At 73.0% G+C, this 21,550-nt stretch carries 17 protein-coding genes; 11 read left to right on the top strand and 6 right to left on the bottom strand.

Features of this window, described 5'->3' with window-relative positions; all coding sequences use genetic code 11:
- The first annotated feature begins 222 nt into the window (after positions 1-222).
- Genes NBM05_RS06565 through NBM05_RS06580 form a run of 4 tightly spaced genes read left to right on the top strand, consistent with a single transcriptional unit; the run spans position 223 to position 3,557 of the window.
- Positions 223-822, top strand: coding sequence for a pyrimidine dimer DNA glycosylase/endonuclease V (locus tag NBM05_RS06565; protein ID WP_254166010.1), 600 nt, complete (start codon positions 223-225; stop codon positions 820-822).
- A complete protein-coding gene (locus NBM05_RS06570) occupies positions 819-2,249 on the top strand; it encodes a TIGR01777 family oxidoreductase (RefSeq protein WP_254166012.1) in 1,431 nt (476 codons plus the stop codon). Before NBM05_RS06565 ends, NBM05_RS06570 begins: the two co-directional genes overlap by 4 nt.
- Positions 2,246-3,280, top strand: a complete 1,035-nt coding sequence (gene rarD / locus NBM05_RS06575; protein ID WP_254166014.1) for an EamA family transporter RarD — start codon at positions 2,246-2,248, stop codon at positions 3,278-3,280. The genes NBM05_RS06570 and rarD overlap by 4 nt, the downstream gene beginning before the upstream one ends.
- Positions 3,281-3,332: 52 nt before the next feature.
- A complete protein-coding gene (locus NBM05_RS06580; RefSeq protein WP_254166016.1) occupies positions 3,333-3,557 on the top strand; it encodes a DUF2283 domain-containing protein in 225 nt (74 codons plus the stop codon).
- Between the two features lie 165 nt (positions 3,558-3,722).
- Here NBM05_RS06580 and NBM05_RS06585 read toward each other — a convergent pair whose 3' ends face one another.
- Complete coding sequence (locus NBM05_RS06585) at positions 3,723-4,514, bottom strand: hypothetical protein (RefSeq protein WP_254166018.1); 792 nt, start codon at positions 4,512-4,514, stop codon at positions 3,723-3,725.
- Positions 4,515-5,164: 650 nt separating this feature from the next.
- Between NBM05_RS06585 and NBM05_RS06590 the strand changes: the two genes are divergently transcribed.
- Together NBM05_RS06590 and NBM05_RS06595 are read left to right on the top strand one after the other, a co-directional pair.
- On the top strand, positions 5,165-6,235 hold the full coding sequence (locus tag NBM05_RS06590) for a CPBP family intramembrane glutamic endopeptidase (protein WP_254166020.1): 1,071 nt from the start codon (positions 5,165-5,167) through the stop codon (positions 6,233-6,235).
- 166 nt (positions 6,236-6,401) lie between these two features.
- On the top strand, positions 6,402-7,715 hold the full coding sequence (locus tag NBM05_RS06595) for a M18 family aminopeptidase (protein ID WP_254166022.1): 1,314 nt from the start codon (positions 6,402-6,404) through the stop codon (positions 7,713-7,715).
- A gap of 93 nt (positions 7,716-7,808) precedes the next feature.
- On the opposite strand, the gene NBM05_RS06600 is transcribed toward NBM05_RS06595, so the two are convergent.
- Positions 7,809-9,248: a glyceraldehyde-3-phosphate dehydrogenase gene (locus tag NBM05_RS06600; RefSeq protein WP_309248129.1), complete on the bottom strand. Its 1,440-nt coding sequence runs from the start codon at positions 9,246-9,248 to the stop codon at positions 7,809-7,811.
- A gap of 148 nt (positions 9,249-9,396) precedes the next feature.
- Here NBM05_RS06600 and NBM05_RS06605 point away from each other — a divergent pair, with 148 nt between their 5' ends.
- From NBM05_RS06605 to NBM05_RS06620, 4 genes are all read left to right on the top strand, one after another.
- Positions 9,397-10,323: a carbohydrate kinase family protein gene (locus NBM05_RS06605; RefSeq protein WP_254166024.1), complete on the top strand. Its 927-nt coding sequence runs from the start codon at positions 9,397-9,399 to the stop codon at positions 10,321-10,323.
- Positions 10,324-10,443: 120 nt separating this feature from the next.
- The gene (locus NBM05_RS06610) at positions 10,444-10,971 is read left to right on the top strand and encodes a YbhB/YbcL family Raf kinase inhibitor-like protein (RefSeq protein WP_254166026.1); all 528 of its coding nucleotides are present in this window, start codon (positions 10,444-10,446) and stop codon (positions 10,969-10,971) included.
- On the top strand, positions 10,968-11,819 hold the full coding sequence (locus NBM05_RS06615) for an HAD family hydrolase (RefSeq protein WP_254166028.1): 852 nt from the start codon (positions 10,968-10,970) through the stop codon (positions 11,817-11,819). Before NBM05_RS06610 ends, NBM05_RS06615 begins: the two co-directional genes overlap by 4 nt.
- A gap of 12 nt (positions 11,820-11,831) precedes the next feature.
- Positions 11,832-12,701: a glycerophosphodiester phosphodiesterase family protein gene (locus NBM05_RS06620; RefSeq protein ID WP_254166030.1), complete on the top strand. Its 870-nt coding sequence runs from the start codon at positions 11,832-11,834 to the stop codon at positions 12,699-12,701.
- A gap of 727 nt (positions 12,702-13,428) precedes the next feature.
- Here NBM05_RS06620 and NBM05_RS06625 read toward each other — a convergent pair.
- On the bottom strand, positions 13,429-14,730 hold the full coding sequence (locus NBM05_RS06625) for a uracil-xanthine permease family protein (RefSeq protein WP_254166067.1): 1,302 nt from the start codon (positions 14,728-14,730) through the stop codon (positions 13,429-13,431).
- Positions 14,731-14,972: 242 nt separating this feature from the next.
- On the bottom strand, positions 14,973-16,967 hold the full coding sequence (locus tag NBM05_RS06630; protein WP_254166032.1) for an OPT family oligopeptide transporter: 1,995 nt from the start codon (positions 16,965-16,967) through the stop codon (positions 14,973-14,975).
- A gap of 332 nt (positions 16,968-17,299) precedes the next feature.
- Between NBM05_RS06630 and NBM05_RS06635 the strand changes: the two genes are divergently transcribed.
- Positions 17,300-19,957: a glycoside hydrolase family 3 C-terminal domain-containing protein gene (locus tag NBM05_RS06635; RefSeq protein ID WP_254166034.1), complete on the top strand. Its 2,658-nt coding sequence runs from the start codon at positions 17,300-17,302 to the stop codon at positions 19,955-19,957.
- Between the two features lie 125 nt (positions 19,958-20,082).
- Here the strand turns inward: NBM05_RS06635 and NBM05_RS06640 are convergent, their stop codons facing one another.
- Positions 20,083-20,814, bottom strand: a complete 732-nt coding sequence (locus tag NBM05_RS06640; protein ID WP_254166036.1) for an SDR family NAD(P)-dependent oxidoreductase — start codon at positions 20,812-20,814, stop codon at positions 20,083-20,085.
- Positions 20,814-21,548 carry an SDR family NAD(P)-dependent oxidoreductase gene (locus NBM05_RS06645; RefSeq protein ID WP_254166037.1) on the bottom strand — a complete coding sequence of 245 codons (735 nt, stop codon included), beginning with the start codon at positions 21,546-21,548 and terminating at the stop codon, positions 20,814-20,816. Before NBM05_RS06645 ends, NBM05_RS06640 begins: the two co-directional genes overlap by 1 nt.
- Between the last annotated feature and the right edge of the window lie 2 nt (positions 21,549-21,550).

Consider the following 21,550-nt stretch of genomic DNA (forward strand, 5'->3'; position numbering starts at 1 on the left):
TTCCCCCCCCCCTGCCGCCCGGGCCCGCCCCGGACGGCCCCGAGACCCCCGGACCGCCGGTCCGGGGGTCTCGGCGTCCCCGCAACCCGCGTCCTCTCTTCCCGCTCCAAGCGAACAAGCCCCGCCCCGCGGCGTCGGGGGCCGCTGCGGGGCCGCCCCGCGCGGGTAGGCTGAAGTGACCCGGGCCTCTCCCGGGTCCGACCGCCCAGGAGGGAGCGCCCCGTGAGACTCTGGTCCCTGCACCCCGACCACCTCGACGCCAAGGGTCTGGTGGCCGGTTGGCGCGAGGCGCTGCTGGCCCAGAAGGTGCTGGCCGGGGCCACCCACGGGTACCGCAACCACCCGCAGCTGGTGCGCTTCAAGGCCGCGCCGGACCCCCAGGCGGCGATGTCCGCCTTCCTGCGGCCCATCGCCGAGGAGGCCACGGCCCGCGGCTACAACTTCGACCGCGGGAAGATCATCCCGGGTCCCGTCATCGCCGCGGAGGCCGACGTCGCCGACCCCGGCCCCGAGCTGACCGGCCTCGGCTTCGTCGACGCCCGCCACGCCCCGGCCGCCCCGCCCGAGCCGTCCGGACCCGCCGCGCCGGCCCGGCCCGCCCCCGCGCTCCTCGCCGCGCAGACGGTCCCCCAGATCCCCGTGACCGAGGGCCAGGTCCGCTACGAGGCGGAGCTGCTGCTGTTCAAGCTCCGGATGCGCTCGCCCAAGATGGTCGACGCCTTCGAGGATCTCCTGCGCACGGGCCTGCCCCGCCTCCATCCGCTGTTCAACCTCGTCCCCGGCGACGTCGAGCCGTGGGAGAAAGTGAGAAACGACCTATGAGCGTCTTCAGGCACACCGCGGACATCCCCCACACCCGCGAGGCGGTCACCGGCTGGTACGCCTCCCCGGGCGCCATCCAGCGCCTGAGCCCCGACTGGAACTCCAAGGTGCTCCAGGAGCCCAGCGACGGCCTGAACCCGGGCTCCGTGACCAAGCTGCTCATGGGCGTGCCCTGGGCCGACGACGCCCTGCCCGGCAAGCTCCCGATCCGGGCGGGCGCCCGGTGGCGCGCGGTGCACACCGAGTACACGCCCGGCGAGAGCTTCACCGACGTCATGGACCGCGGCCCCCTGCGCTCCTGGCGCCATGACCACTCCTTCGCCGACGCGGCCGGGGGCGGCACCACCGTCTCGGACAAGGTCACCTACGAGCTGCCCGGCGGCCTGCAAAACCGCATCAGGCTCAGCGCCAGGGTCTTCGAGGGAGAGCTGGAGCGCGTCTTCGGCTTCCGCACCCGCAACACCCGGGCCGACCTCGACTTCCACGCCCGGCTGCGCGAGCTGCGCGCCGAGCCGATGACGGTCGCCATCTCGGGGGCCTCCGGCCTGGTCGGCACGCAGCTGAGCGCCCTGCTGCGCTCGGGCGGGCACCGCGTGATCACGCTCAAGCGCCGCACCGGCTACAGCGGCCGGATCGGCGCCGACACGATCGCGTGGGACCCCAGCCAGGGGGAGCTGGACGCGCGGCTGCTGGCGGGGGTCGACGTCGTCGTGAACCTCTCCGGCGCCGGGATCGCCGGGCCCTTCACCGACAAGCACAAGGAGGAGGTGCTGCAGTCCCGCCTCGACGCGACCGGCACCATCGTCCGGGCCATGCGCGAGGCCGTCGAGCACGACGGGCCGAGGACCCTGGTCAACGCCTCGGCCAGCGGCTACTACGGGCACGACGCCGGCGAGGTGGACGAGCAGGCCGGCCCCGGCGACGACTTCCTCGCCGAGGTCTGCCGCCGCTGGGAGGACGCGGCCTGGGAGGCCGAGCAGGCGGGCATCCGGGTCGCGATGATCCGCACCGGCCTGGTCATGAACTCCGCCGGCGGGCTGCTGGCCGCGCAGCTGCCCCTGTACTTCGCCGGCGGCGGCGGCCCGCTGGGCGGCGGCGAGATGTGGCAGCCCTGGATCTCGCTGGACGACCTGGTCCAGATCTACGCCTGGGTCGCCGCGAACCCGGAGGTCTCCGGGCCGGTCAACGCGGCCGCTCCCGGGGGCGTGCGCCAGAGGGAGTTCGCCAAGACCTTGGGGAAGGTGATCCACCGCCCGGCCGTGATCCCGACGCCCGCCGCCGCCCCCGCGGCCCTGCTCGGCAAGCAGGGCGCCCGCGAGCTCGCCCTGAGCAGCGCCCGGCTGGTCCCGGCCGTGCTCGAGTCCCACGGGTACGAGTTCCGCTTCACTCGGTTGGAGGACGCCCTCAGGCATACCCTGGGTAAGTGACTCGACCCAGTGATCCAGACCTGAACGAACCCGCCGCCGTGACCGGCGCCCTGCACCCGGTGATCACCGCGGGGGAGGACGCCGGTGCGAGCAGGGCCCGGACGCTGCGCTCCGGCGTCCTGCTCGCGCTCGGCGCCTACGGCATCTGGGGCTTCCTGCCCCTGTACTTCAACGCGCTGACCAGCCTGCCCCCGCTGGAGATCCTCGGCTGGCGGATCGTCTTCTCGATGGTCCTGTGCCTCATCATGGTGACCGCGACCCGCTCGTGGGGCCGGGTGGCCGCGGCCTTCCGCGCCGTCCGGATCAACCTGACCCTGGGACTGGCCGGGCTGATCGTGTCCATCAACTGGCTGGTCTACATCATCGCGACCACCACGGGGCACGTCCTGGAGGCCTCGCTCGGGTACTTCTTCAACCCGCTGGTTACGATCGCGCTGGGGGTCGTGGTGCTGCGCGAGCGGCTGCGGCCGCTGCAGTGGGTCTCGGTGGGGCTGAGCCTCGCGGCCGTCGTCGTGCTGAGCGTGGACTACGGGACGCTGCCGTGGATCTCGCTCGTGCTGGCCGTGTCCTTCGCGGTCTACGGCCTGGTCAAGAAGAACCTCGGCGGGCGCGTGGACGCGCTCACGGGGCTGAGCTTCGAGACCGCTTGGCTGTCCATCCCGGCGGGGGTCTTCCTGCTGCTCGCGGGACTGGGCGGCGTCGGCGGCGGGCTGGCCCTGGGCGCGGCGGACACCCCGACGACGCTGCTGCTGGTCGCCTCCGGGATCGTCACCGCCGCGCCCCTGCTGTGCTTCGCGGGCGCGGCCTCGCGCCTGCCGCTCTCCGCGGTGGGCATGTTCCAGTACATGACCCCGATCCTGCAGTTCCTCATCGGCTACCTCGTGTTCGGCGAGCAGATGTCCACGGGCCGCTGGATCGGCTTCGGCATCGTGTGGCTCGCGGTGCTGCTCCTGGTGCTCGACGCCGCCCGGGCCGCCCGCGTGAACCGGCGGGCGGTCCGGCGCGCCCGGGAGCGGGCCGCGCGGGGGTGAGCCCGGCGGAAAGGGAGCTTATTCTGACTGTGACCGACAGCGGAAGGCAGGCATGAAACTTCACTACGACCCGGTTGCGGGAGCGGCGTACCTTGCTCTTCCGGACATCATCGCGGATGGGGAGGTGGCCGAGACGCTCGTCGCCATTCAGACTCCCGGAGGCAAGGGCGAGCTCAATATCGACTTCGACGCGGAAGGGCGGCTCCTAGGAATCGAGATCCTCGGTGCGCGCGACCTCATCGCACCCGAGGTCTTGGAGCGGGCGGAGGGCTACTGAACCGCTGCCGTGCGTACGCACGCTGGTGGGTGTGTCGAAATCCGCTCCGGCGGAGTTTACCGCCTGCGCCGAAACTCTCGTCCAGCCAGGACCCGGCGGGTCCGCACTGGCAGAAACGCCTCCCCTTCTTTTGTCCAGAAGGGGAGGCGTTCTCGCAGTCTCCGGTCACCCGAAGGTGACGGTCCACTTCGATTCCCCGTAGATGCTCTCGACCTGCACCAGGGCCGGGTTGTCCTCGCTGCTGGCCGGGAGGTCGACCTTGACGGTCCCGCTGCCGGGGACGCTCTCCGAGAACAGCGTGGTGCCGTCCAGGCCGTAGGCGGTGAGGGTCAGGGCGTCGTCGCTCTCGTTGGCGAACGTGGCCTCCTTCGCCGCGCCCGTGTAGCCGAAGGCCACGGTGCCGTTGAGCTGGGCCTCGCCCTCGGTGTCGGAGATGCCCAGGGCCTGGGAGTCGTAGACCTTGAGCTCCCAGACGCCCTCGTCGTCGGTGTCGACGCTGAAGCCCTCGGTGGAGTAGAGGTCGTCGGCGTCGACCCAGTGGGAGCCGGCGGTCGTGCCGATCTCGTTGGCCATGAGGCCGCCCTCCTCGCCCTCGTCGTCGAGGCCCCAGACGATGAAGTTCGACTCGCCCTCGTACCAGTACTCGACGTAGTAGACCGTGCTCGGGTCGAGGTCCGCCTGGACCTGCTGGTCGCCGCGGCCGTTGAAGGAGTAGACGGGATCCACGGTGGTCGGCTCGATGCCCTGCTCGGGCCGGGTCCCGGTGGGCCGGGCGTCCGGATCGCTCGAGGCGGAGCCGGACGACGCCGAGGGGGAGGCCTCCGAGCTCTCGGGCGGGCTGGAGGAGGCAGCGGCCGAGGGCCCGACCTCGCGGTCGTCGTCGGCCACCTGGCTGCCGGCGTTGCGGAAGAAGCCCACGAGCACCACGACCAGGACGATGACCAGGATCAGCAGCACCCCGCCGATGATGGTGAGGATGCCGCCGGTGGTGGCGAAGAAGCCCTTCTTCCGCGGGGAGTCGTAACCGCCGCCGGGGCCGCCCGGACCTCCCGGGCCGGGGTCCCCCGGCCCGCGGCCGGCGCCGGAGCCGTTCCCGGGGCCGGACCCGTTCCAGCCTCCGCCGCCGGATCCGCCCCACCCGCGCCGCCTGACCCGCCGGTCGCCGCCGCGGCGGAGGAACCCGCAGCGGAGGACCCGGCGCCGGGCGACCCCGCGCCGGGATAGGCCGGGCCGGTTCCGGGCCCGCCGGAGCCGGCGTCGGACCCGAGGGGCGCGCCGTCGGACCCCACCGGGCGTCCCTGCTCGTCCTTCCAGAAGACCCAGCCGTCGGGTGCCGGGCCCCAGGACGGGTCGGGCTGCCAGCCCGGGCCGGGGCGCCACCCCTCCGGGGGCTGGGGCCAGTTGGGGGGTGCGTTGAACGTGTATGCCATGGCGGGATCCTCGGGACGATGCGGCGGATCGTCGGCGTCCAAGCCGTCGGCGACCAGTGATGATGAGACTCAAGTTACGCCCTGACCTGGGAAAAGCTCAATGCTCGCTGGACAACTCGTGGAACGGGTCGCGCGCTTCACAGGAAAGTTCCGGCCGTGCATGCATAGGCTGGGAGCATGATCGACCCCCACGCCCGAGCCGCCGGCTCGGCCCCCGTCCCCCCGCCGGAGGGCGGGCAGGACCCCGTCGCCCCCGAGACCGCGCACTGGACCGGGGGCCCCGCGGCCCCGTCCGCCCGGCCCGCCGAGCTCGCCTACCATCGCCTCGACCACGCGGATCCGCGGCATCGCTGGTGGAAGCCGCTGGTGGAGGTCCTGATCTCCGGGCCCATCTTCTTCTGCGTCAGCATCGTCCTCGGGATCCTCCTCGCCGTCGTCGCCCTCGCGCCCGGCGGCCCCGAGGTGTCCATGGAGCTCAGCTCCTCGGACTACCCGGTGGACATCTTCACCCAGCCGCTCGTCTTCTTCGTCACCTTCTTCAGCATCGTGGTCCTGCTGCCGTGCGTGCTCCTCGCGCGGGTCATCATGGGGCCCTCGCCGCTCGGGCTCATCTCCTCGGTCGCGGGGCGGGTCCGCTGGCGCTGGCTGGGCCTGTGCCTGATCGTCGGGTTCGGGCTGTACGGCGTCGTGCAGGCGGTCCTGATCGGCGTCCCGGCGGCCGCGGGGGCGCCCCTCCCGGAGACGGCCTTCGACCCGTCCGTGGGCTGGTGGATCCTCGCCATGATCCTCGTGCTCGTGCCCCTGCAGTGCGCGGCGGAGGAGTACGCGTTCCGCGGGTACCTGATGCAGACGATCGGGCGGTGGCTCCGGCACCCGGCGTGGGCCATCGTCCTGCCCGTGCCGATCTTCGTCATCGGGCACGGGTACGACCCCTGGGGGCAGGCCAGCGTGGGGGCCATGGCGCTGACCGCCGGGTACCTGTGCTACCGGACCGGCGGGCTGGAGGCCGCCATCGGCCTGCACGTGGCCAACAACGTCATCGGCCTCCTGCTCGGCTCGATCGGCTGGGCCGACCCCTTCGCCTCCGAGGGCGGCAGCGCCTTCGACCTCGGCGTCGCCCTGCTCCTGAACCTCGGCTACGCGGCGCTGATCGTGGTCCTGGCCCGACGCCGCGGCCTCCAGACCCGGCGCCGGGTGCTCCTCCCGCCGGGGTCGAAGGCCCTGAAGGATCGGGTCGCCGCCGGCTGAACCGTCCCACCGCAACCCGCCGGCCACCCGGCGCCGGGGCCGACCCCCGGGGCCGGGGCGCCGCCTGAACCGTCATCCCGACCCGTCTCCCGATCCCGCCCCGTCCCCGGTGCCGGCCCGCCGCGGCCCGGCCCCGCCGCCCTCCCACCGACCCCAGGAAGTGCCCATGACCAGCCCCAGCGCCCCCGCCCCGAGCCCCGTCGAGCACGCCGAGGACCTCGGCGCCTTCGTCACGGCCTCGCCGTCCTCCTTCCACGCCGCCGCGGAGGCCGCCCGCCGCCTCGAGGCCGCCGGGTTCCGCCGGCTCGACGAGGCCGAGCCCTTCGGCGCGGAGCCGGGTGGCGCCTTCGTCGTTCGCGACGGCGCCCTCATCGCCTGGCACGCCCCGCAGGACCCGGAGCCGGGATTCCGCATCCTCGGCGCCCACACCGACTCGCCCTCCTTCAAGCTCAAGCCCCGCCCCTCGACCGGGCGCTTCGGGTGGCGCCAGGCCGGCGTCGAGGTCTACGGCGGGGCGCTGCTGAACTCCTGGCTGGACCGCGAGCTGTGCCTCGCGGGCCGGCTCGTGGTCCGGGAGGGCGACGCCGCCCGGGAGCGCCTCGTGGCCACCGGCCCGGTCGCGCGCATCCCGCAGCTCGCGATCCACCTGGACCGCTCCGCCAACGAGGGCCTGACCCTCGACCGGCAGGCCAACACCCAGCCCGTCTGGAGCACGGGGGAGGACGAGGGCGACGTCCTGGCCTACCTGGCCCGGCACGCCGAGGCCCCGGGGCGCCCGGTGGACCCTTCCGCGATCCTGGGGTACGACATCGTCCTCGCCGACACCCAGCCGCCCCGCCGCTTCGGCGCGGAGGGGCAGTTCCTGGCCTCCGGGAGGCTGGACAACCTCTCCTCGGTCCACGCCGGAACGCAGGCGCTGATCCGGGCGGCCGCGGCCGGGGGCGGCGCCTCGGGGCAGACGCTGGTGCTCGCGGCCTTCGACCACGAGGAGATCGGATCGGGGACGCGCTCCGGCGCCGCGGGCCCGTTCCTCGAGGACGTCCTGGTCCGCCTCACCGCCGCGCGCGGGGGCGCGGAGGAGCACCGCCGGGCGCTCGCGGCGTCGGTGTGCCTCTCCTCCGACGCCGGGCACCTGGTCCACCCGAACTACCCGGGCCACCACGACCCGGTGAACCGCCCCGTGCCCGGCGGCGGCCCGCTGCTGAAGATCAACGCCAACCAGCGCTACGCGACCGACGCCGTGGGCGCCGCCGAGTGGGCCATGGCCTGCGAGGACGCGGGCGTGCCGTACCAGGAGTTCGTGTCCCACAACAACGTCCCCTGCGGCTCGACCATCGGCCCGATCACCGCGACCCGGCTGGGCGTGCGGACGGTCGACGTCGGGCTGGGGCTGCTCTCGATGCACTCGGCCCGGGAGATGTGCCACGTCGACGACGCCGCCGCCCTCGGCCGCGCGATCGAGGCGTTCTACCGCCGCTGAGGGCGGGTCCCCAACGCGGACGGGCCCGCACCGGAGGCGATCCGGTGCGGGCCCGTCGGGCACCGCGGCGCGCGCGGCGCCGGGGGCGGGAGGCTAGCCCCGCGGGAAGCTGGCCGGGTGCGCGTCGGCCATCTCCTCGACCACGCGGATCACCTGGCACGAGTACCCGAACTCGTTGTCGTACCAGACGTAGACCACCACGGAGTTGCCGGAGACGATCGTCGCCAGCCCGTCCACGATGCCCGCGCGGCGCGAGCCCACGAAGTCCGTGGAGACGACCTCGTGGGAGTCCGTGTAGTCGATCTGCTTGCGCAGCGAGGAGTTCAGGGACATGTCCCGGAGGTAGGTGTTCAGCGACTCCTTGGACTCCGGCGCCTTCTCCAGCTGCAGGTTCAGGATCGCCATCGACACGTCCGGGGTGGGGACGCGGATCGCGTTGCCGGTGAGCTTGCCCTTGAGCTGCGGCAGGGCCTTGGCCACGGCCTTCGCCGCGCCGGTCTCGGTCAGCACCATGTTCAGCGCTGCCGAGCGCCCCCGCCGGTCGCCCCGGTGGAAGTTGTCGATGAGGTTCTGGTCGTTGGTGAACGAGTGGACCGTCTCGACGTGGCCGTGGCGGACGCCGTACTCGTCGTCGAGGACCTTGAGCACCGGGGTGATCGCGTTGGTCGTGCACGACGCCGCGGAGACGATCGTGTCCTCGGGGGAGAGGACGGCGTCGTTGACACCGCACACGATGTTCTTGAGGTCGCCCTTGCCCGGCGCGGTCAGCAGCACCTTCGCCGCGCCCTTGGCCTTGAGGTGCTCGGACAGCCCGGCCTCGTCGCGCCAGCGGCCGGTGTTGTCGATGATCAGCGCGTCGCTGATGCCGTACTGCTCGTAGTCCACGGTCGCGGGGTCGGAGGAGTAGATGAACTGGATCGGCACGCCGTTGGCGGTGATCACGTCGTTCTCCGGGTCGGCCTGGATGGTGCCCTGGAAGGCGCCGTGCACCGAGTCGCGGCGCAGCAGGGAGGCGCGCTTGTACAGGTCGTCCTCGCCGTTTTTCCGCACGACGACGGCGCGCAGGTTCAGCCCCGAGCCCAGCCCGCGCTCGATGAGGATCCGCGCGAGCAGGCGCCCGATCCGGCCGAAGCCGTAGAGCACGATGTCCTGGTCGGTGTGCCCGTTCTCGTCCCTCTGCCCCACGACCTCGGCGAGCTGGCCGCGCAGCCAGCCGTCCAGGTCGGCGTCGTTGCCCTGGGTCTTGTGGAGCTTGTTCAGCCGGGCCAGGTCCACCGAGGCCGGGCCGAGCTCGAGGCCGTCCAGCGCCTCGACGATCGGGTAGGTCTCCTCGAGGCTCAGCTCGACCGTGTCGATCTGGCGGGCCCAGCGGTGGGCCTTGATGAGGTCGGTGACCGACTGGTTGAGCAGGCTGCGGCCGTGGATGTTGACGACCACGCGGTTCTCGCGGTGCAGCCGGCCGATCAGCGGGATCATCGCCTCGGCGAGCTCCTCGCGGCGGGACCATTCGGTGGGGGTAACGGATGTAGTCACTGGTGTTTTACTCTTCCTCGCTCCGGGGCGTCGCTGACCCGGGCGTGCTGCTAGCGCATTCGTTGAAGTGCGACCGTCTACCAGGGTAATCCATGCCGCGCGCGGGGCCTGACCGTATGACGGCGGGTGAGATCGGTAAGCTGGGGGCATGTTGACCGTGATTGGCGAGGCCCTCATCGATATCGTCCGTGGCGAGGGCGTCAGCCCCCGTGCCCACCCGGGCGGGAGCCCCATGAACGTGGCGGTCGGCCTCTCGCGGCTGGGCCACCGCACGCTCTTCGTGGGCCGCTACGGCCGGGACGAGCACGGGGCCGCGCTCGAGGCGCACCTGCGGGAGGCCGGCGTCGAGCTGCCGGTGGGGCCCGACGACGCCCCCACCTCGGTCGCGGAGGCCACCATGGACTCCCGCGGCTCCATGTCCTACGACTTCCAGCTGGACTGGAACCTCGAGGCCGCGGCGGACCGGCTCGCGGACATCCTCGCCGACACCGAGCTGCTGCACGTCGGCTCCATCGGCGCGATGCTCGAGCCGGGCGCCTCCACGGTGCTGGAGGCCGTGCGCCAGGCAGCCCCGCACGCCCTGATCTCCTACGACCCCAACTGCCGCCCCAGCATCGTCCCGGACTCCTCGGAGGCCCGGGGCTGGGCGGAGTCGGTGGTCGAGCACGCCGACGTCGTGAAGGCCTCGGACGAGGACCTGCTGTGGCTGTACCCGGGCCGGACCATCGAGGAGTCGGCGCAGGCGTGGCTCGACGCCGGGGCGAGCCTCGTCGTCGTGACCCGCGGCGAGCTGGGCCCCTGGGCGGTGAGCCGGGGCACCGGGCCGGAGGGCGTGCGCGTCCCGGCCCACCGGGTCGAGGTGGCCGACACCGTGGGGGCCGGGGACTCCCTCATGGCGGCCCTGATCTCCGCGCTGGTGGACCGCGGCATCTCCGGGGCCGGCGCGGCGGAGCGCGTGGCCGCCCTCGGCGAGGTGGAGGTCGCGGAGATCCTCGCCTACGCTGCCAAGGCCGCGGGCATCACCGTCTCCCGCGCGGGCGCCAACCCGCCCACCCGGGAGGAGCTCGCCGCCTGACCCCGGGGCCGACGCCGGGGCGGGCCCGTCCCGGCGTCCGGCCCGGACGGCGTCGGGCCTCTCCCACGGACACCGCAGCAGCACCCACCACCTTCCAGCCGACCGCAACGAGAGGCGACCATGCTGAACCGCAGCCCCTACGCAGATCTTCCCGACCTCCCCGAGTTCACCCTGACCTCCGAGGACGTCCGCGACGGCGAGCCCCTCGCCCTGCCGCACGCCTCGGCCGCCATGGGCATCGAGGGCGGCGAGGACCTCGCCCCGCAGCTCTCCTGGTCCGGGGCGCCCGAGGGCACCAAGTCCTACGTGGTGACCTGCTTCGACCCGGACGCCCCGACGCCGTCCGGCTTCTGGCACACGTGCGTGTCCAACGTCCCGGCCTCGGTCACCGAGCTGCCCACCGGGTGGGCCTCCGGGGAGATCGGGGGCGCGGTGAGGCACCTCAACGACGGCGGCACCCGCGCGTTCACCGGCGCCGCGCCGCCCCCCGGGCACGGCGCGCACCGCTACATCTTCTGCGTCACCGCGGTGGACGTGGAGGAGCTGGAGGTCGACGAGGACGCGAGCCCCGCCGTCGTGAACTTCAACCTGTTCTTCCACGGGCTGGGCCGGGCCTTCCTGACGCCCACCTACGGGGTCTCCGCATGATCAAGCTGATCGCCACGGACATGGACGGGACCGTGCTGGGCCCGGACTTCCGGTTCCGTCCGCGCACGCTGGAGGCGATCGCGGCCGCCCAGGAGGCGGGGATCGAGATCGTCTTCGTGACCGGCCGCCCGCACCGCTGGCTGGACCCGCTGTGGGACCAGCTGAAGTACGACTCGGTGGCCATCTGCTCCAACGGCGCCGTGGTCTACGACCTCGCCCGCGACGAGGTGCTCGAGTCCGAGCTGGTGGACGGCGAGGTGGTCCTGGACCTGATGGGCCGCCTGCGCCGTCGCCTGCCCCGCGCCAAGTTCTGCGCGGAGACCCTGGAGGCGGTGCTGGAGGAGGAGAACTGGGGGCGGACCAACCTGGTCGAGACCGGCGACGTCGAGGTGGGGCCCATCGAATCCCGCCTGGACCCCTCCACCGGCGTCATCAAGCTCCTCGTCAAGGACGAGTCGATGCAGCCGCGCGAGCTCTACGAGGAGGTCCTGGACGAGGCCGGTGACGCGGTCTCGGTGACCCACGCGCTGGCCAACCTGCCGCTGGCGGAGATCGGGCAGCCGGGGCTGTCCAAGGGCCGCACGCTGGCCCGCTGGTGCGCCGAGCGCGGCATCACCGCGGACCAGGTGGCGGCCTTCGGCGACATGCCCAACGACACCGAGATGCTGCGCTGGGCCACCCACGGCTACGCGATGGGCGGCGGCTGGCCCGAGGTCATCGAGGCGGTGGGCCGGACCTGCCCGCCCTTCGAGGAGGACGGCGTGGCCCAGACGATCGAGCGGCTGATCGCCGAGCAGTCGGGCCAGGCCGCGCCGACCGGGTCGCCCACGGCGACCGAGCGGGCCTAGGCGGTGGGCGGAGTGAGTGACCGGGACGGGCAGGAGCGCCCCTCGGGCGACGGCCCTCGCCCCGAGATCCTGGCCCACCGCGGCTTCGCCCCCGAGGGCGCGGAGAACACCCTGGAGGCCTTCCGCGCCGCCGCCGAGCTGGGCGTCCGCTGGATCGAGACGGACGTCAACACCACCGCCGACGGCGTCCCCGTCCTCATCCACGACCCCTCCCTGGAGCGCGTGACAGGCGTCCCCGACGACGTCGCGGCCGTCACCGCCGAGCGCCTCGAGGAGGTGCGCCTCCCGGGCGGCGAACACGTCCCCACCCTGGCCCGCGCGCTCGCCGAGTTCCCCGAGCTGCGCTTCAACATCGACATCAAGGACGAGGGCGCGGTCGCCCGGATCCCGGGGGTCGTCCGGGCCGCGGGGGCGGAGGGCCGGATCCGCCTGGCCTCGTTCTCCGAGTCCCGACGACGCCGCGTCCAGCGCGCCCTGGAGGCCGACGGCGTCCGCGTCCTCGCCAGCCCCGGATACGGCGGGATCTTCGCCTTCTGGCTCGTCACGCAGCTGACCGGGGCGAGGGGCGCGGCCGTCGTCTGGCCCCGCGTGGCACGGCTCCTGCGCCGCTGGATCGCGCCCTTCGACGCGCTGCAGGTCCCCGCCTCGCACCGTCTGGGCCCGATCACGGTGCACATGGCCACCCCACGCCTGGTCGCCGCGGCGCACGCGTGCGGCTACCGCGTCGAGTTCTGGACGGTGAACTCCCGGGAGGAGATGCGCCGCCTGGCGGCCCTCGGCGCCGACGGCCTCATCACCGACCGCTGCGACCTCGCGGTCGCGGAGTTCCCACCAGCCCCCGACGCCGACACAGACGCCGACGCCGAGCGCCCCGGCCGCTGAGCGGGCTCGGCGGGCGGCCCCCGCGCTTAGACTCCCGATTCCGCGGATCGGCCCACTCGGACGGTGCGGTCCGCACGGATGGTGCGGGTTTCACGGACGGTGGCCCACGGAAGCCGTGATTCGCGCCCCGGCCTCCGGCCGGGACACCCCGGCCGACCTGCGCACCGTACAGAAGGGCGATGCAGCGGTAGAAACCGATCGGCCGCTATATGTGCTGCCGCCTACTAGCGATTTTCGGAGCTATCTTTCCGATGACCACGCGGTCAAATCATCGGGAATCCGGAAAAGCGGGTGATCTGAGAGCTGGAACATGGGGGAGCGTAGAACTGGATAACCGGGGAATTGGGGAACCGGCTGCCCAGAGTGAATATCCCGGACCGCACGACCATCGGATGGAAAGCTCCGAGAATCGCTAGTACCGAGATGCCCATGGCGTGCCCTCGCACCGCGGCGAAAAGCGGCGGCGAAGGACGGTGCCCGTCAAGACGACGATTGTGGCCGAGCACCCGGGACTCGGCGATGATCGGAACCAAACCTCCGAAAATCGCCAGTTCATGAACACCTCTCATGAGCTGCCGGCCAACCGCCCTCCGCATCACGGTAGGCGGCCCACACGCCGCGTCGTTCTCAGCTCGCCGACGGCGTCGCGCCCTCGCCGCCCACCTCGGCAGCACTGAATCGTCGCCCGGCCGCAGCCGACGGCCCGGCCGCCCCGGGCCCACCGGGCTCACCCGAGCGGCGAGGGGTCCCGCGTCGCGTCCGGTTCCAGCGGGTCCGAGCCGACCGATCCGCGTCGTCGGGCGATGAACGCCATCAGGTGGTACACCACCAGGGTGGCGCCGGTCCCCAGTGCGATGCCGGCGAACTGCAGGCCGCCCAGGTCCCACGTGTAGTCGGCGATGCCCACGATCAGGGCGACGGCCGCCGTCGTGAGGTTGACCTGGTTGGAGAAGTCCACGCGGTTCTGCACCCAGATGCGGATGCCCAGCATGCCGATCATGCCGTACAGGACCGTGGCGGCCCCGCCCAGCACGCCCGCGGGGACGGTGGCGACGGCCGCGCCGAAGACCGGCATCACCGACAGCAGCAGGGCCACCACCGCCGCGACCCAGTAGGCAGCGGTCGAGTACACCTTGGTCGCGGCCATGACGCCGATGTTCTCGGCGTAGGTCGTGGTGCCCGAGCCGCCGCCGGAGCCCGCCACGGTGGTCGCCAGGCCGTCGGCCATGATGGCACGGCCGGCGTACCGGTCCAGGTCGCGGCCCGTCATGAGCGCCACCGACTTCACGTGCCCGATGTTCTCGGCCACCAGCACCAGCACCACCGGGACGAACAGGCCCACCACGGCCAGGTGGAACTCGGGGGCGTGGAACTGGGGCAGCCCGAACAGCCCCTCGCTCTCCCAGGTCGTGCGGATGGTCGAGAAGTCGATCTCCCCGCGGACGACGGCGGTCAGGTAGCCGACGACCACCCCGACCAGGATCGACAGGCGCCCCAGCAGCCCGCGGAACAGCACCGAGACCAGCACGATCGAGCCGAGGGTCACCAGCGCGGTGACCGGGGCGGCCATGAAGTTGTCCTTGGCCGACGGCGCCAGGTTGAAGCCGATCAGCGCCACGATGCTCCCCGTGACCAGCGGCGGCATGAGCCGCTGCAGCCAGCCGGTCCCGGCCCACTGCACGATCAGGCCGATCAGGAACAGCGCGAGCCCCGCCATGACGACGCCGCCCAGCGCCCCGCCCGGCCCGTACTGGTTGGTGGCCGCGCCGATGGGCGCGATGAACGCGAAGGAGGAGCCCAGGTAGGAGGGCACCCGCCCGGCAGTGATGAGCAGGAACAGCGCCGTGCCCAGGCCGGAGAAGAACAGCGTGGTGGCCGGCGGGAAGCCGGTGATGAGGGGGACCAGGAAGGTCGCGCCGAACATGGCGACCACGTGCTGGGCGCCGATGCTGACCGTGCGCCCCCAGGAGAGCCGCTCGTCGGGGGCGACGACGCTGCCGGGCGGGACGGAGCGCCCGTCGCCGTGCAGCCGCCACGCGAGGCCGAGCCGACGCGCCGTCGACTCCCGGTCTCGGGGCGGGGCGCCGTTCTCGGACGGGGGCGGGGCGGTGGGGCTCACGGGCACTCCTCGGTGGGGCGGGGGCGTGCGCGGGACCGAGCGGGCCGACGCGCGGGCGGCGTCGTCCCCGGGCGGCGCTCGCCGGGATGGCCCGCTGCCGGGCCTCGTCGATTGTACGCACCGACGACGCCCGCCCGCGACGCCCGCCTGGTTCACCGCTCGGCGGGCGCGTCCCGGCGTTCCAGGCCGGAGGAGACCCTGCGGATCCACCGGTAGAGCGCCGCGATGACGGCGAGGAACACGACGATGCCGATCCACTGCGCGACCGTCGCGAAGCCCTCGCCCACCACGGCGAGCGGCTCGTCCTGCCCGGTGGCCGCCACGATCGCGGCGAAGACCACGCCCCACAGGCTCTCGCCCACGATCAGCCCGGTCGCCAGGAGCGTGCCCATCCGCTGCGCGCGCTCCGGGTTGCGGCGCCCGGCGGCCCAGCGGTTGTAGAACAGGCCGATGAACGCGCCGATGGGGATGATGAGCGTGACCGAGATCGGCAGGTACATGCCCATCCCGACGCCGAGCGCCGGCAGGCTGGCCCGCCGGGTGGTCTTGCGCAGCACCTCGTCGATCGCGATGACGACGACGCCGATCAGCGCCCCGAGCCCGATGAGCCCCCAGTCCAGCGACCCGCCGAAGATCCCGTCGATCACCGAGGAGATCAGCGAGGCCTGCGGCGCCGCGAGCGCCTCCGGGCCGGCGTTGGGCGCCCCGACGAACCCGAAGCCGGTGTTCATCAGCTGCAGCACCGGCGGGATGATGAGCGAGCCGAAGACGACGCCGATGACCAGCGCCACCTGCTGCTTCCACGGCGTCGCCCCCACCAGCTGACCGGTCTTGAGGTCCTGGAGGTTGTCGTTGGAGATCGTCGCGACGCTGAACACCACCGCCGCGGTGAACAGCGCGTAGGCCACCAGGGCCGAGGACTGCGAGTCGTCGGCCTGCCCGCCGAAGATCACGCGCAGGATCAGCGCGACCATGATGGCCACGAGGATGCCGACGCCGGAGATCGGGCTGTTGGAGGCGCCGATCAGACCCGCCATGTAGCCGCACACCGCGGCCACCGCGAGCCCCACGAGCAGGATGTAGAGCAGGCTGGTCAGGACCAGGCCGAGCGCGCTCTGGGTCAGCGCGGTCTCGCGGACGAACAGCCAGAGCAGGACCCCGATGGGGAGCATCGACACCAGGATCACGGTGATCACCGTGTTCAGCGGCAGGTCGCGCTCCACGACGGGGACCTGCTGCCCGACCCTGCGGGCGCGGGTCGAGGCCAGCGAGTCCCGGATGCCGCGGACGATCGGCCCGATGATCTTCAGCAGCGTCCAGATCGCGGCGATCGCGATGGCGCCGGCCCCGACGAAGCGCACGTCCCCGGAGAAGACCGACTGGACCGTCTCGGAGATGTCCCCGCTCCCGGGCAGCTGGCCCGAGCTGAAGATCGGCAGCAGCACGCCGTAGGAGATGATCAGCCCGGCGATCATGGCGACGCCGACCGACACGCCCACCAGGTGCCCCACGCCGATCAGCGCGAGGGAGAGGCTGCCGCCCACCATGGTCCCGCCCTGTCCGACGCGGAACACGGAGGAGACCGAGCTGGCCGCGAGCTTGAGCGAGCTGAGCAGCGAGAACCCAGCCGCGGAGAGTGCGCCGAAGAGGATGACCCGCAGGCCGCGCCGGTTCTCCTCGTTGGCCCCGGCCTCCTCGCCCACCTTCAGGACCTCGGCCGCGGCCACGCCCTCGGGGTAGGGGAGGTCGGACCCGGTGACCAGCGCCCGACGCAGCGGGATCGAGTACATCACGCCCAGGATCCCGCCGAGCACGCACACCGCGGCGGTGGTCCAGTAGGGGAACCCGCTCCACCAGCCGATGAGCACCAGGCCCGGGAGGACGAAGATGATCGCCGAGAGCGTCCCCGCCGCCGAGGCGATGGTCTGGACGATGTTGTTCTCGACGATCGAGTGGTGGGCGAACCGCCGCAGGATCGCCATCGAGATGACGGCGGCCGGGATCGACGTCGCGAAGGTCAGCCCGACCTTCAGGCCCAGGTACACGTTGGCGGCGGTGAAGACCAGGGTGATGATCCCGCCGATGATGATGCCGCGGACGGTGAGTTCCCGCACCGCCGACCGGGCGGGCGCGCTTGAAGCGGTCACTGCGATTCCCCTCTCAAGGGCCCGGGCCCTCCGGGGATGCTGGCGGGTCCGGGGTCGGCCAGGTCCTGGCCGGATCGCGGGGCGGTCGGTCGGCAGGAGCTGGGGCGGTGAAGATGTCGGGCCGTTCGGGAACGACCGGGAGGCCCCCGCGGGCGAGGACCATAAGAACTTAGCGAGGCAACTCTAATACCAGAAACGCGCGGTATCACCCATCATCGGGATCCCCGGCGGGCGCGAGGGCCCTCCTCGCCCGCCAATCCGGGGCACAAATTCTTCATAGTCGCTTCGCGACCCCGTGACTATGAGGCGACTATGTGACTAGCATCATGACTATGAGAAGCACCCGGCAGCTCATTGCCCGCCTGCGGGCCTCCGGTTCCGAGTCGACGGAGGTCGAGGTCAAGGCGGCCCTCCACGGCTTTCCCAAGTCGGCGCTGGAGACCATGAGCGCCTTCGCCAACGGCTCCGGCGGCACCATCCTGTTCGGCCTCCGGGACAAGAGCTTCCTGCCCATCCCGGGCTTCAACGCCCAGCGAGTGCACGACGCGGTCTCCAACGCCGTGCGCTCCAAGCTCACGCCGCACCCCGCCGTCGAGCTCTCGATCGAGGAGTTCGAGGGGCACCGCCTGGTCCGGGCCGACGTCGAGGAGCTGCCCTACTTCGAGAAGCCCTGCTTCGTCTCCCATAAGGGCGCCTACGGCGGCTCCTACGTCCGGATCGGGGAGGGGGACCACAAGCTCTCCGAGTACGAGGTCTCCCAGCTGCGGGAGAACGGCATCCAGCCGGAGTACGACCGCGAGACCGTCGAGGGCGGCAGCCAGGAGATCCTGAGCGCGACGTCGGTCAACGCCCTGCTGGAGAACGCCGAGTACCGCACCCCCTCCGCGTTCATGGGGGTCGAGCGGCACGTGGCGCTGAAGCGGCTGAACGTCATCGCGGAGCCGTACAAGAACGCCAAGCCCACGCTGGCGGGCCTGCTGGCGCTGGGCGTCTACCCGCAGGAGTTCTTCCCGCAGCTGACCATCACCTTCGTCGCGGTCCCGGGGACCTCGCTGGGGGTGCTGGGGCCGGAGGGCATGGCGTTCACCGACAACCAGTCCTTCAACGGCGGCATCCCCGCCATGATCACCGCGGCGGTCGACGCCGTGCGCCGCAACTCCCACCGCGCGGCCGTCATCACCGGCCGCGGCCGCACGGACGTCTTCGACTACCCCGACGTCGCGGTCCGGGAGGCCATCACCAACGCGGTGATGCACCGGGACTACAGCCCCTACGCCCGGGGCATCCAGGTGCAGCTGGAGATGTACTCCGACCGCCTCGAGATCCGCAGCCCCGGCGGGCTGTACGGCGGCATCAGGCCCGAGGAGCTGGGGCGCGCGGCGGTCTCCTCCTCGCGCAACGCGGCCCTGGCCAAGCTCCTGGAGGAGGTGCGGATGCCCCGCACGGGGGCCTCGGTGTGCGAGAACCGCGGGTCGGGGCTCGCCCGGATGGCCTTCGCGATGGAGCGGGCCGGCAAGGACCCGCCGCAGTTCCGCGCGACGCCGACCTCCGTCACCGTCATCCTGCGGCGCCTCCCCTCCGTGGCCGCGGCGGGGCCCCCCCCGCCCCCCCGGGGGCCGCCCGGGGGCCGGCCCCCCCAGCCGGGCCCCCGGCGGGCCCCCCGCCACTTCTTCGGCCCCGCACTGGCCGACGCCGTCGCCTCCGGCCGCGTCCCGGAGCGGCGGCTCGACGACATGGCCACCCGGATCGTCGCCGCCCTCCGCTCGGTGGGCGGCGTGGGCGCCCGTCGCCGCCCGGCCGGCTCCCCCTCCCCGGCCGTGCTGCGCGAGAACGCGGAGCTGGCCGAGCGCGTGGCGACGCGCTCGGCGGTCCTGCTGCGCCACGAGAACGGCGTCCTGCCCCTGGACCCGGCGCTGCCGCGGCTGGTCGTGGTCGGCGGGCGGGCCGAGACCGGGGTGCTCTCCGGCGGCGGCAGCTCGACCGTCACCCCGCCCGACGCCGTCCAGGAGGAGGGCTTCTCGATCGCGCAGCTGTCCCTGCCCAAGACCTTCCACCGCCCCGCCCCGCTCGACGAGCTGCGCCGCGCCCTGCCCGAGACCGAGGTGGTCTTCCTCGAGGGCGGCCCCGAGGAGGTGCGGGCCTCGCTGCGCGCGGGGGACACCGCCGTCGTGATCGCGCAGCACTGGGCCACCGAGGGCCGCGACAACCCGGACCTGAGCCTCGAGGACGGGCAGGACGAGCTGATCTCTGCGGTGGCGGGGGCGGCCGGGCGCACCGTCGTCGTGCTGCAGACCCCCGGCGCGGTGCGGATGCCGTGGCTCGAGGAGGTCGACGCCGTCCTGGCCGCCTGGTACGGCGGGAGCGGCGGGGCCGCCGCGATCGCGGCCCTCCTGACCGGCGCGGCCTCCCCCGCGGGCCGGCTGCCCGTGAGCTTCCCGCGGGACGAGGGGCAGCTCCCCCGCCGGGAGATGACCGACCCGCAGAGCACGACGTCGAACCCCGGCGAGCCGCGGCGGGGCGGCTTCCCGCTGGTCGGCTACGACGTCGAGGGCGCCGACGTCGGCTACCGCTGGTACGCCCGGGAGGGCCTGGACCCGCTGTTCTGGTTCGGCCACGGCCTGAGCTACACGAGCTTCGCCTACGAGGACGTGGAGACCGGCCTGGACGAGGACGGCTCCCCGCGCGTGAGCCTCACGGTGCGCAACGCCGGCGAGCGGGCCGGCGTGGACGTCCCGCAGGTCTACCTCGCCCCGCCGGAGGGCACGCACCGGCTGGTCGGGTGGGCGAGCGTGGCCTTGGAGCCGGGCGAGTCCCGCCGGGTGAGCATCGTGGCCGACGACGCCCGCTGCCACGCCCGCTTCGTCGTCGACGACCCGCGCTGGGTGGTCGAGGAGGGCGCGTACCGCCTCCGCCTGGCCCGCAGCGCCTCGCCCGACGACGTCGTGGCGGAGGCGGAGGTCCAGCTGGCGGGGCGGGTGCTGGCGCCGTAGCGGGCCCGCGGGACCGGGCGCCAACAGGACCTCGGCCCCCAGGACGCGCTCGACCCGTACCGCCCTGGGGGCCGAACCGTCACAGCAGGCTCGGACGGGCCGTCACGCCGGCCCCGGCCGCACCGTCACGGCAGGCTCAGCTGCGCCGTCCGCCCGCCGTCCACGGCGTAGACCTGGCCGGTGACGAACGAGGCATCCTCCGAGGCAAGGAACGCCACCAGCGCGGCGACCTCCTCCGGCCGGCCCGTCCGGGCGGCCGGGTGGATCCTGCCGATCCCCCGGCGGAACGCCTCGGGGTCCGGCATGCCCTCGATGAACTCGAGGTTCAGGTCCGTGTCGATCCACCCGGGCGCCACCGCGTTGCAGCGGATGCCCTCGGCGCCGTGGTCGACGGCGACGGCGCGGGTCAGGCCGTGCACGCCGGCCTTGGTCGCGCAGTAGGCGGCGTGCCCGGGATTGGACGCGAGGCCCTCGAGCGACCCGGTGTTGACGATGCTGCCCCGCGTGCGGCGCAGGTGCGGAAGCGCCGCGCGGATCATCAGGTAGGGGCCGGTGAGGTTGACCGCGAGGTTGCGGTGCCAGTCCTCCAGCGCCATCTCCTCGACCCGCGCCTCCTGCATCATGCCCGCGTTGTTCACGAGCACGTCCAGCCGGCCGGCGCTCTCGACGACCTCGGCCACGGCCGCCGCCGCGCTCCCGGGATCGGAGAGGTCCGCGAAGACCGAGGGGAACTCGTCGTCGGGCCCGCGCTGGGCGGTGTAGACGGTCGCGCCCTCCTCGCGCAGCCGCCGGGCCACCGCCCGGCCGATGCCGGACCTGCCGCCGGTGACCAGCGCGACCTTTCCCTCGAAGCGCATCACGCGACCGCCTTCCCGCCGTTGACCTCCACGAGGGCGCCGCACATGTAGCGCGCGTCCTCGGAGGCGAGGAACATGATGACGTCGCGGATGTCCTCGGGCTCGGCCAGCCGGCCCAGGGGCACGGTCGAGCCGAGCGCGGCGACCGCGGTGTCCGGGTCGAAGCCCCGCTTGGCGAAGCCGCTGCGCAGCATCGGCGTGTTGACCTCGTTGGGGCAGACGGCGTTGACGCGGATCCCCTGGTGGGCGTGGTCGGTGCCCATGCACTGGGTCATCGAGGCGATGGCGGCCTTGGTGGTGCAGTAGAGCGCGTGGTTCGGGCCGGGGGCCTTTCCTCCCCAGCAGGAGGAGACGTTGACGATCGCGCCCCCACCGGCCTCGGCCATGAGGGGGATCGCGGCCCGGCAGATCCGGAACGGCGCCTCGACGTTGACTCCGAAGGACAGGGACCAGTCCGCGTCGGAGGTCTCGGTGACCGGGCCGCGGGTGATGACGCCGGCGTTGTTGACGAGGATGTCGAGGCCGCCCAGGGCCTCCCGCGCGGCCGGGGCGAGGCCGTCGGCGTACCCGGGGTCGAGCAGGTCGCCGGGCAGGTGCGCCTCGGCGTCGATGCCGCTGACGTCGCGGTCGGCGACGGCGACGCGGGCGCCCTCGGCCCGGAACCGCTCGACGAGGGTGGAGCCGATGCCACCTGCGGCACCGGTGATGAGGACGTTCTTCTCGCTGAATCTCATGG

Origin of the sequence: Rothia santali (assembly GCF_024199905.1) — a bacterium.
Lineage (GTDB): Bacteria > Actinomycetota > Actinomycetes > Actinomycetales > Micrococcaceae > Rothia > Rothia santali.